At 47.3% G+C, this 10549-nt stretch carries 10 protein-coding genes; 6 read left to right on the top strand and 4 right to left on the bottom strand.

What is annotated here, in order from left to right:
• Positions 1 to 68: 68 nt before the first annotated feature.
• Positions 69 to 656, top strand: coding sequence for a hypothetical protein (locus K2Y22_16680; protein ID MBX9880096.1), 588 nt, complete (start codon positions 69 to 71; stop codon positions 654 to 656).
• Between the two features lie 170 nt (positions 657 to 826).
• Here the strand turns inward: K2Y22_16680 and eno are convergent, their stop codons facing one another.
• Positions 827 to 2140: a phosphopyruvate hydratase gene (eno, locus tag K2Y22_16685; protein MBX9880097.1), complete on the bottom strand. Its 1314-nt coding sequence runs from the start codon at positions 2138 to 2140 to the stop codon at positions 827 to 829.
• Positions 2141 to 2335: 195 nt separating this feature from the next.
• Between eno and K2Y22_16690 the strand changes: the two genes are divergently transcribed.
• The 4 genes from K2Y22_16690 (at position 2336) to K2Y22_16705 (ending at position 6049) form a co-directional block, all read left to right on the top strand.
• Positions 2336 to 2689, top strand: coding sequence for a hypothetical protein (locus K2Y22_16690; protein ID MBX9880098.1), 354 nt, complete (start codon positions 2336 to 2338; stop codon positions 2687 to 2689).
• Positions 2690 to 2863: 174 nt separating this feature from the next.
• Complete coding sequence (locus K2Y22_16695) at positions 2864 to 4474, top strand: B12-binding domain-containing radical SAM protein (protein MBX9880099.1); 1611 nt, start codon at positions 2864 to 2866, stop codon at positions 4472 to 4474.
• A gap of 43 nt (positions 4475 to 4517) precedes the next feature.
• Complete coding sequence (locus K2Y22_16700; protein MBX9880100.1) at positions 4518 to 5453, top strand: hypothetical protein; 936 nt, start codon at positions 4518 to 4520, stop codon at positions 5451 to 5453.
• On the top strand, positions 5450 to 6049 hold the full coding sequence (locus K2Y22_16705; GenBank protein ID MBX9880101.1) for a hypothetical protein: 600 nt from the start codon (positions 5450 to 5452) through the stop codon (positions 6047 to 6049). Before K2Y22_16700 ends, K2Y22_16705 begins: the two co-directional genes overlap by 4 nt.
• On the opposite strand, the gene K2Y22_16710 is transcribed toward K2Y22_16705, so the two are convergent.
• The 3 genes from K2Y22_16710 to K2Y22_16720 are packed head-to-tail and all read right to left on the bottom strand — an operon-like array spanning position 6040 to position 9786.
• Entirely contained in the window at positions 6040 to 7320 is a 1281-nt protein-coding gene (locus tag K2Y22_16710) for a Glu/Leu/Phe/Val dehydrogenase (protein MBX9880102.1), read from the bottom strand. The two genes, K2Y22_16705 and K2Y22_16710, sit on opposite strands and share 10 nt — an antisense overlap.
• A 6-nt stretch (positions 7321 to 7326) precedes the next feature.
• On the bottom strand, positions 7327 to 8997 hold the full coding sequence (gene ftcD / locus K2Y22_16715) for a glutamate formimidoyltransferase (GenBank protein MBX9880103.1): 1671 nt from the start codon (positions 8995 to 8997) through the stop codon (positions 7327 to 7329).
• 18 nt (positions 8998 to 9015) lie between these two features.
• Entirely contained in the window at positions 9016 to 9786 is a 771-nt protein-coding gene (locus tag K2Y22_16720; GenBank protein ID MBX9880104.1) for a M50 family metallopeptidase, read from the bottom strand.
• 56 nt (positions 9787 to 9842) lie between these two features.
• Between K2Y22_16720 and K2Y22_16725 the strand changes: the two genes are divergently transcribed.
• Complete coding sequence (locus K2Y22_16725) at positions 9843 to 10460, top strand: class I SAM-dependent methyltransferase (protein ID MBX9880105.1); 618 nt, start codon at positions 9843 to 9845, stop codon at positions 10458 to 10460.
• Positions 10461 to 10549 lie beyond the last annotated feature (89 nt).

The raw sequence follows: 10549 nt of genomic DNA on the forward strand, positions 1-10549 counted from the left end.
CCGTTTCCAAGGGTACAGATCACTTACAGAGGGTAAGCCTCCACAAGGGAATCCCCAGGACGGTATCTATGGCATCAACGCGGAAACTAGCATCAATAGCATTGCTCTTAACCCTAGCGGTTTCGATAGCTCCGGATGCCAGCGCTCGATTTTTGCACGGTTATCTAAAGAAAGACCGAGCTGCTGCCAGCACCACCGATGGTGCCCAGCAATTGCAGCCATCTTCTTTTCCATCTACATATGAAGGACTCTGGCGCTGTCAGAGTACAGTCATTGATTCGCAAATCAATATCGTGCCGCCAGGACACAAACTAACCTCTGTTATCCGCTTTGTAAAAAATACAAACGGCAGACTAATTGCGCAATGGGTACAGCCCGGCTGGAATGAAACCCAAACATCTGTTCAAAAATTCAACGAAAGCGAAGCCAAATTGGATCGCACCAATGTCTACTCAGGCGACGGCAACTCATCCTGGGCAGCACGCTCGCAGGATGTTTTCACGCAAATCGATGACGCCACCATGGTGGCACAAAGCGAAGTAGACCAATATATGGATGGTGTATATATCGGGAGATATCGCACCGAGTCGATTTTGTCGCGCATTACTCAGCCTGAGGACTTGTCGTCTACAGGCAAAGCAATGGCAAATAACTAATATATACTGCGGCGCTGCTAGTGCGGTGGCCCCGACGACCCACAGGGTCGTCTCCTTGTCTGCTATCCAGCATCCGGTGAGCGCTCACCGGCGACCGTTACTTTTTAAGTCCGCTCCGTAGCTCCAATGTCGCTACTTCACTACCGCCGCTCTTGCTTCGCTTCTTTGTCCTATTTAGCTGTAACGCGGTCTTTTTCTTTGCTGCGGAATTGAGCAAACGCTTCGCGTCCGGCGTAGTGTGCCGCATCACCCAGCATTCTTTCTATGCGCAACAATTGGTTGTATTTAGCAGTACGTTCCGAACGACATGGGGCACCAGTTTTGATTTGTCCGCAACCGGTGGCTACAGCCAAGTCAGCAATGGTGGCATCTTCGGTTTCACCAGAGCGGTGACTCATAACTGATGCATAACCATGGCGATAACCCATGTTGACGGCATCCATTGTCTCGGTCAAAGTGCCGATTTGGTTTGGCTTAATTAGGATTGCATTGGCGACACCAAGATCGATACCACGCTTAAGTCGCTTGGTGTTGGTGACAAATAGATCGTCGCCCACCAATTGAATGCGCTTGCCGAGACACTCGGTCATCATCTTCCAGGCATCCCAGTCTTCTTCAGCGACACCATCCTCGATACTAATGATTGGATAGCGGTCTACCAACTTGGCGTAGTACTCAACCATTTCTTCTTTGGAAAGCGTCCGATTTTCCTTAGCTAAAACGTATTTGCCACCACTAAAGAACTCACTGGAGGCCGGATCGAGGGCCAAAGAGATATCTTCTCCCGGCTTGAAGCCAGCTTTTTGTATGGCTTCGATGATCAATTCCAATGCATCTTCATTCGTCTTCAACGTAGGCGCAAAGCCACCTTCATCACCGACACCAACAGACAAACCACGCTCATGCAAGACCTTCTTCAAGCAATGATATGTCTCAGCACCCCAGCGCAAAGCATCGGCAAAAGTTGGTGCACCAAGTGGTGCGATCATAAACTCCTGGAAGTCGACACCATCTTCAGCGTGTTTGCCACCATTCAATATATTCATTAACGGCACCGGCAAAATGTTTGCGCTAATGCCACCAACATAGCGGAAAAGCGGCAGCCCGACTGAGTTTGCAGCAGCCTTAGCCACAGCCAGAGAAACTCCAAGCATTGCATTGGCACCTAAGTTGGACTTATTTTCAGTGCCATCAAGTCTGATAATTTCGCTGTCTACGCCACTTTGATCGAGTGCATTGATACCAAATAGATGCTCAGCAATTTTTTCATTGACGTTTGTAACGGCGTTTTTGACACCTTTTCCGAGATAACGCTTTTTGTCCTCATCACGCAATTCAGCTGCTTCAAAGGTTCCCGTCGAAGCCCCGGACGGCACAGCTGCTGACGCTCGCGCACCATCGTCGAGCACCACTTCTACTTCGACTGTAGGATTGCCTCTGGAATCCAAAATTTCTATGGAGGATATCTCTTCAATATGTGCCATCTGAACTCTTCTCCTTCTTGCACTTTTTTGCTTTAAAAAAGTGCGCTCATTAACTCCAGTTTAGGTATAATCCTTCCTGTTAGGTCGCCGATGTTGATGCTCTCACAAACAAGGCAATACGGCCCGACAGTTAAGCAAAATTAGTACCGCAAACACAGTCCTTCGCGCCATCGCCTAGAAATGACCGGTTCCAAAATGAGCCAATCGCAGGGAAGCAGCTTCCAGGCCATTCAGGAATACTTTCAGCGTCAATCATGCCGATATTGTTATCAACCGTTTGCGGCTGATGGCGTCCAGCTCTTAAGAGAAGAGCCGGGCATCATGGTAGTGCGTGTTTGCTGCCTACAGTGCTCACGACCACTTGGCGTAGCCATAGTCGGCACCAATAACAAAAAAGCCCAGGCTAAGAAGACTAAAGTCTCCGAGTGGACCAAGAAGGACACTCAAAAGTTTGAAAAAATGCCGGCAATTACCTACGACGACGTGCTGGCGGCACACCAATTTTTTGATTCACTGGGCTCTGACTGGCAAAGACACCTAGGTCGCTAGTCGCTCAGAAAATAAATATCAGCCAGCCAGTTGCTACAATTAAGTGAACGGGCGCATGCAATGCGCCCCTACGAAAAGCGAAACAAGCGTTGCGAGGAGCAATGCACAGTGTAGCGAACGCAGGATGCGAGTAGCAAGCGAAAGCACTGGCTCTGCAGTGCTGGAGCATTAAATATGGCATTAGGTCACGAGGTCGCACTGTTCAAACCTCCAGCCAAGTCGCAAACGACTTTGGCCATCAGCTTTGCCTTTCCTAATACATACGAAATAGGTATGTCCAGCTTGGGCTACCAGCTTGTCTGGTGGCTTTTGGAGCAAGATCCGGATACTTCCGTATCAAGAGTCTTCATGGACTGCCAGGAATCAGGTTGGCTTAATTCCCAACTAATAGGCTTCACACTTTCATGGGAACTGGACTACATCAACGTTCTAGAAATGCTCAAGAAAGGCAATATTGCAAGCTTATCTCAACAAAGAGACAACGACGCTCCAATTATCTTTGGTGGTGGTCCAGTGCTTACCGCAAATCCGGAACCATTTGCTGAAATATTCGATGTGATTCTTTTAGGAGACGCAGAAGTTACTGTGCCTGCGTTTCTCAAAGCTCTCAAGGACACTGCCCACATTCAAAACAGAAAACAAAGACTAGAAGCACTTGCTGCCACACCCGGTATCTACGTTCCACAATTCTATGCTTACACAGCAACCGAAACAGGACCAATAAGTGCAATTAACACTATCGGTAATGTCCCTGCAGAACCAATTAAGCAAACTTACAATGCACCTGAGGACTATATTGCGCATTCATTGATGCTTGCACCTGATACCACATTTGGTGATACGTTCCTCATTGAAGTTGTCCGCTCATGCCCGCAAGAATGTCGCTTTTGTTTAGCAAGCTATTTAACTCGTCCATTCCGCGTCGCCAGCGTGGAGAATATAGTCAACACAATTGATCAGGCTTTGCCTCACACAAAGAAAATTGGTCTTTTGGGTCCGTCCATTACTGAACATCCTGAATTTGACAAATTAGCCTCGGAGCTCATGAAGAGAGAAGAAATTCGGATCTCGGTTCCGTCCGTGCGCGCCGACAGTCTAAATCCGCTTATTGTAAAAATGATAAAAACGCTGCATCAAAAGTCAGTGACTATTGCAATTGAATCGGGATCAGAACGCCTTCGTTCAATCATGAAAAAGAATCTAACTGAACAGGAGATACTCAAAGCAGTTCAACTAATTCATGCAGGCGGACTGAAAAACATGAAATTCTACAGCATTGCCGGCCTGCCTGGTGAAACGCAAGAAGACCTTGATGAAACCGTTCGCTTGATGAGTCAATTGAAAAAAACCTACAAACAAATGCATTTTGTTTTGGGTGTAAGTTCATTTGTGCCCAAAGCACAAACACCTTTTCAGTGGTCGGGACGCGACAAAAAGTCCGGCGAAAAGATAGAGTTGCTGCGTAAGTCCTTAAGTCGCATAGGAATAGAAGTCCGCCCGGAAAGCCATAATTGGTCCGATGTCCAAGCTGTACTAGCCCGTGGCGACCGCAGGCTCACTCCCGTCATGCTTTCCGTAGCAGAAAATGGCGGCAAATTAGGCGCCTGGCGCAAGGCTTTCAGACAATTTGCAGGCAACGTGCCTGATGAAGAGTATTACGCCTTCCGCAATATCCCTGTCGATGAAACCCTGCCCTGGTCTCACCTTATCCATACTGGCAAAACCAGCATGCTGAAGCGGCATAACGAACAAGCAGTGGAAATTGCTTTAAAACAGAAGGGTTGAAAAGCTTATAAACTGGAGACACTTAGACCCCTGAGGACCAGAAATGTCGCATCATCTTCACCTTGAAGGACTGATTGATCCTATTGCCAACGATCTAACCTCGGGCGCTGCTGAAATTGCGCTAAGGGCAATAACAGTATTTCAGACAGTACTTACGGAAAGCCGCGATTTGCCGCCGGCAAAAATCAAAGAAAACATGGCCGCAGCTGCCAAGGCAATAGTAAATGCCCAGCCGGCAATGGCTCCTTTATTCCACCTGGGCAACCAAGTGCTTCTGGCAATTGATAGCGCCAACTCCATGGACGAGATACAAGCAGCCTCCGACCTGGCACTCCAAGAATTTGATGCACGCCTATGCAAAAGTGCCGACAAAATTGCCGATCACGTCTACAAACTCATCCCACCAGGGGAAATGGTCTTTGCTTATTCATTCAGCACAACGGTCGTCAGCAGCCTTCTGCATGCCCGCTCCGATGGCAAATTTTTCCGCGCCGTCTGTACCGAGTCACGCCCAAGCATGGAAGGACGCAAGTTAGCCACAATGCTTGCAGATGGCGGACTAGAAGTCCTGCACACATTTGATTCAGCCATGGGACTAATTCTACCCAGTTGCCGGGTCGCCTTCATGGGTGCCGACAGCGTAGGACAGCCAGGTATAGTCAACAAAGTCGGCTCGTGGATACTTTCTCTGGCTTGCAAGGAATTGAATATTCCGCTATATGTCCTCTGCGGTACAGAAAAATTTGTACTGGGCGAGCAAGTATTTGAATTTGAGCGTCACGAACGCGCCGGCAGCGAAGTTTGGGTAGACAGCCCCAAAGGTGTGCGTGTTTTGAACAGACAATTTGAATTGATACCGTTTTCGCAAATTGCCGGTGTCGTCACCGAGTTCGGCGTCTTGGGCGAGAAGGACATCGACAAACATATAGGTACAATGGAAGTACATGATGCATTGAAATTGGAGACAACTCCTTTTTGAACTCCACTAGACGACCAAAAACCTTTGTCCCCAAAGCCGTATCTGCGCTGCTTTTACTGATTTCTCTTTGCGCTCCCAAAGCAGAAGCAAGGCTTGGTGAGGACTTCGGTTCGTTTTTAAACAGATTTACCAAAGCAACCAATGCATTAAAGCCTTTGGCACAATTGCCCGGAGTAAGCACACAGCACTTTACCTTTGAAGTGAATGTACCTATGCAGCAGAAGAAACTTTCGCCTGGTTTTGCCGCCGGTGTTACAGTAACGGTAACCGAGGGGAAAATAGTCGGTCAGTCTCTAGCAGTAAAACCGGGTAATAATGTCCCTGCCGGTCAAAAGCTTGCCTGCCTTCACGGGTTTTCCTTTGCTTATGAGGCAATCGGTAAAGCCATTCCGCCAACACGTGATAAAACAGAAATTGAATTCAATGCCTTTTGCAATGCCATTGATCGCGCCTGCATGGGCGAAGTGCAATATTTACGATATCCGGGAACTAGAGCCCTGGTTGCTATTCAGAGAGACTCTACTAACGGCAATATCTTAATTGCAGTCACTCCGGAAATGCCGACGCCTATAAAGCCTGCGGCTCCTCACGGATAAAGACCACGCAAAGTACGCGCCTCAACAATTCTATTGAGAGCCAATCTCATTGCCGCCACGCGCAATGTGTACGGTCCGCGTTTTGCTTCCGCAAATATTTTGTCCATTGCCCGGTCAAGTAATTGATCTAAGCGGTGATAGATTTCCTCTTCCGACCAAAGCAAACGAATGAGACCTTGCACCCATTCAAAATAGCCGACGGTTACACCGGAGGCATTGGCAATAATATCCGGCAAAACAATTATTCCTTTTTCCGCAAGAATATCATCAGCCTGTGGAGTCGTTGGCGCGTTAGCTCCTTCAACAACAATTTTGCAGTTTATTTTGTCGGCATTTGCAGCAGTAATTTGATTGGCAACTGCACAAGGCGCCAGAATATCGCACTTAATTTCCAACAAATCGTGATTGCTTACAGACTGAGCTTCCTTGAAGCCGGTTGCCTCGCCGTAATTGCGCAAGTGTTTTTCCAATTCCGGCACGTCCAAACCCTTTTCGTTGTAGAGTCCGCCATGTGCATCAGAAACTGCGATGACGGTAAATCCGGCATCGTAAAGACTACGCGCAACAACTGAACCTACCTGACCAAGACCTTGAATAACTACTTTGGGAGAATTGCCGGAAAGCTCAAACTCTTTGGCAGCACGTTTAGCGCAAAACCCGACACCATAACCTACTGATTTGAGAAGTCCTAATGAACCACCGATAGATTTTGGCTTGCCTGTTACTATCGAAGGAATAGTAAAGCCGTGGTTCACACTGTAAGTATCCATTACCCAGGCCATAGTTTGCTCATTGGTATTTAAATCCGGTCCTGGAATATCTTCTGAAGGACCAATTAATTGCAAAATTTCAGACGTATAACGCCTAGTGACACGTTCTAATTCCTGACGGCTTAGTTGTTTTGGATCAACTCTCAATCCACCATGTGCGCCACCAAAAGGCAAACTCATGAGCGCGCATTTCCAGGTCATAAGCATAGCCATTGCCGCCACTTCGCCAAGCGACAAATCCTGATGGTAACGAATGCCGCCTTTGCCCGGTCCCAAGGAAAGATCATAATGGACACGATAACCGTTAAGCACTCTTACCGAGCCATCGTCCATTCTTGTCGGCACAGTTACACAAAGTGCCCTTTTCGGCTGGCGCAGAGGCGCCAATTGGCTTTCATCCAGCTTAAGAGTATGAGCTGCTTGATCAAGCCTTCTCAAAGACATTAAGTAGTCTTCGTTTTCCCATTCATTGGGAAGATACTCGCCATTACCTTCTGACATATGTTCCTATCCGCCTAGTTTGGCTAATACAACCTGTCTACCCGAGTCTACCTTGCCTCTTGCATGATTAATAAGCGCGTCTGCATTTTCTCTTATAGCCTTGCAAAATTGTTTGTCCTCAATGCCAGGCAAATTAATGAGCACATTCATGTATGCGCCCTCTGCAGCGGCACCAGCTGAGACAATAGCCACGCCGGCATCCGACAGAGAATTTGGATTGCCGTTTTCAGCGACCATAAAGGCAAGCTCCAATGCTTCTATGCTTTTCTCCATTGCCGCATAAGGCACAAGCGTTGCTTTTTTGTTGGCTCTCTCAATGGCCTTTTCTCTTTCTACCTTTTGCTCATTCGTTGCCTTTGGCAAACGGCGAGCAGACATGCAAGCATTGAATGCTTGAGTATCTTCATCAACTAAATTAATCAGTCGTGACTTAATAGTTTGAGCTGCAACCGCTATTTCATTCATAGCATTTTGCTGACTTTCAAAACCTTTCTTGCCGAAGGTTAGATTAGCCACCATAGATGTGAGTCCGGCTGACAGTCCACCCATTAATGCTGCGACGCTGCCTCCACCGGGAGCCGGCGTATCGAGAGATATCGAATCAGCAAAATCAGCAAGCGAAAGATTTCGCAAAAGCTTTCCGCTTTGTTCAACCCTGTACTCAATTATCTTTTCTTTTGGGTCAAACTTGCTAATATCGGATAGCCCAAGCGACTTAACAGCAGTTGCAACAAGCACCGACTCAGGCACGCCACTAGACACGCCCTGCTTCTCCAAATAGTATTTGCCTGCAGCTAATATTGGCGCCAAGGGCGTCAACCCAACTATTTCCGAACCTGTTACACGCACACCCAACTTTTCGGCAACTTGAACAACCTCATCAAAAACTTGATGCAGACTTGTTACTCGATAATCAATTAAATTGATGGAAACCTGAGCTTGTTCATACTCGTCGATATACCAACCAACAGCTTTCACTGCCGCCAATGAACCTGGCACCATTACATTGCTGCCGTCGGCATTTTTTACAATGTTGCCGTTTTCGTCTCTTTTTGCGCGACCTGCTTCACGAATGCTAAAAGCAATTTCGTTAGCCAATTTTACCGAGCGAGTGTTCAAGTTGACATTGTAGGCAATCAGGAATTGTCTAGCGCCAATTACAGTAGCTCCGGCAGCGGCATTGAAATTAGAAGGTCCATAATCAGGCTTGAATCCATTGCCCATACGTTCAGACAATCCTTCATATTCGCCACGGCGCACATCAGCTAAGTTTTGACGATCAGCAGATTTTGCAGCCTCTGCATATAAATAAACAGGAATCCCTAAGTCCTTGCCTACACGCGATCCCAATTTGTTAGCCAACTCGATGCAGTCGTCCATTGATACGCCGCTTACAGGAATGAATGGACAAACATCGGTTGCACCAATTCGCGGATGCGCCCCTTGATGTTGGCGCATATCAATCAATGTCTGCGCTTTGGCAATTCCTTGATAGGCAGCCTCTAATACAGATTCGGGTCCGCCAACAAAAGTCATCACCGTGCGATTGGTGGACGCACCTGGGTCGACATCCAATAGCCTGACACCATCAACGCCCTGAATTGCTTCAGCGATTGCATCTAATACTTTCTGATTCCTACCTTCACTAAAGTTAGGAACACATTCCACCAGCTTCATTAAGCTCGAACTCCTTTATCAAATTATTTCTTTGTTTGGTGATCTGCCATACATCCACCAAAGAGTTGCTAAGACCATAACAATTGACGCTGCAGCCCATCCCAACGCCCACATCTGCGCTGGAATCATTGTAAGTTTTTGCATTGTGGTTGCATCCGACCAGCTGCCGAAAGAATCAATGCCAAATGATGTCGTCAAAAGTGTCATTGCCGAAGTCACTGCATTAAGTGCAGTCTGAAAAGCCAGAAAGAAAAACAAGAAATGTGCAGTCCGTGCTCGCAAATTCAAAGCACACCAAACAAGACCACCAGCCAGTGCTAATCCCCAAACAATGCTGCCCACACCTTCCAAAATTCTTCCTTCAGAAAAAATGGTACCCAGCATCAGGGAAAGACTTGCCAGTCCAATTAAACAACCCAACATAAAGAGCATGAAGCGAGACATCGATTCGCTGCGTCCCAACAACAGAAAGATACAGCCAAAAACTGCCGTCCCTAAATATCCTGCTTGTGTATAGATAAAAGGAATGCCACCACTGCAGAATGTCAAGCCGCCATGTCCCTGATTGTCACTAACAATAGTCAATCCGCTTACTTGCCCACCAGTTGCAAGGCAGGCAATCGCATGTCCCAATTCGTGCAGCGTGGTTACAAAGACACTAATCGGTCCTAGAATCCAATTGAAAACAGGGACATTCCAAAGCACCAAGCTCAAAGCTGTCGCCAATACTAAAAGCCAAATTGATCCGGCAGAACTTTTCTCCGCTAAGCCTTGGGTTTTAAGCCTCACTCTAGATAACTCCGGATTGACGATCTAATGTATACATTTTAGGCTATTTAGATACTATGACACCATCTGCCGACAGAAAATCCCATGACTCAATGCAAAGCGACTACTTCAATGAGCGAGTCAACTTCTTCTGCCAACCAATTCCAAAAGACATTCAAGAACGCACCAGAGAAATTGTCGGTACGGCAAACTTAAGCGGACAGTCATGGGTTCTGGACGTCGGATGCGGCGTGGGCGTGCTCTTCGGTCACTTTTTAGAAGCTGGTGTATTAGAGGAACACATTACCGGCTGCGACTTGAGCAGCGAAATGCTGAAATCAGCCAAAGAACGCTACAGGCATGCCAAGTACTTTCAAGGGGACATTATTGACTTCCCTGCCAACCTGCCTCATTTCGATGCAATTTTCTTCAATGCCTGTTTCGGCAATATTTTTGACCAGAAAGCAGCGCTTCAAAAGGCCGCTGCCTTACTTAAGCCCGAAGGAGTGATAGTCATCAGTCACCCACTTGGTTCTAAATTCGTGGAGCAGTTACACGAAAATGAGCCACACATTGTGCCCCACCTTCTGCCAGACAAAGAAACCTTGACAAGCTGGTTGGGCGAACTGGCTATCCACGTCAACTCTTTCAGGGACGAGGAACTCCTCTATATCGCCTGCTTACAAAGAGACTAGGTTGTAAAAAATTCGGAGAGGGAGGGATTCGAACCCTCGGTACAGCTTTTGACCGTACAACTTCTTAGCAGGAAGCCGCTTTCGACCAC

It is taken from the genome of Candidatus Obscuribacterales bacterium, assembly GCA_019744775.1.
Taxonomy (GTDB): domain Bacteria; phylum Cyanobacteriota; class Vampirovibrionia; order Obscuribacterales; family Obscuribacteraceae; genus SBAT01.

Coding starts and splice junctions, on each gene's coding strand:
- K2Y22_16695 (MBX9880099.1), top strand. CDS start 2,864: ATGGCATTAGGTCACGAGGTCGCACTGTTCAAACCTCCAGCCAAGTCG.
- K2Y22_16725 (MBX9880105.1), top strand. CDS start 9,843: ATGACACCATCTGCCGACAGAAAATCCCATGACTCAATGCAAAGCGAC.
- K2Y22_16700 (MBX9880100.1), top strand. CDS start 4,518: ATGTCGCATCATCTTCACCTTGAAGGACTGATTGATCCTATTGCCAAC.
- K2Y22_16690 (MBX9880098.1), top strand. CDS start 2,336: ATGAGCCAATCGCAGGGAAGCAGCTTCCAGGCCATTCAGGAATACTTT.
- K2Y22_16710 (MBX9880102.1), bottom strand. CDS start 7,320: ATGTCAGAAGGTAATGGCGAGTATCTTCCCAATGAATGGGAAAACGAA.
- eno (MBX9880097.1), bottom strand. CDS start 2,140: ATGGCACATATTGAAGAGATATCCTCCATAGAAATTTTGGATTCCAGA.
- K2Y22_16680 (MBX9880096.1), top strand. CDS start 69: ATGGCATCAACGCGGAAACTAGCATCAATAGCATTGCTCTTAACCCTA.
- ftcD (MBX9880103.1), bottom strand. CDS start 8,997: ATGAAGCTGGTGGAATGTGTTCCTAACTTTAGTGAAGGTAGGAATCAG.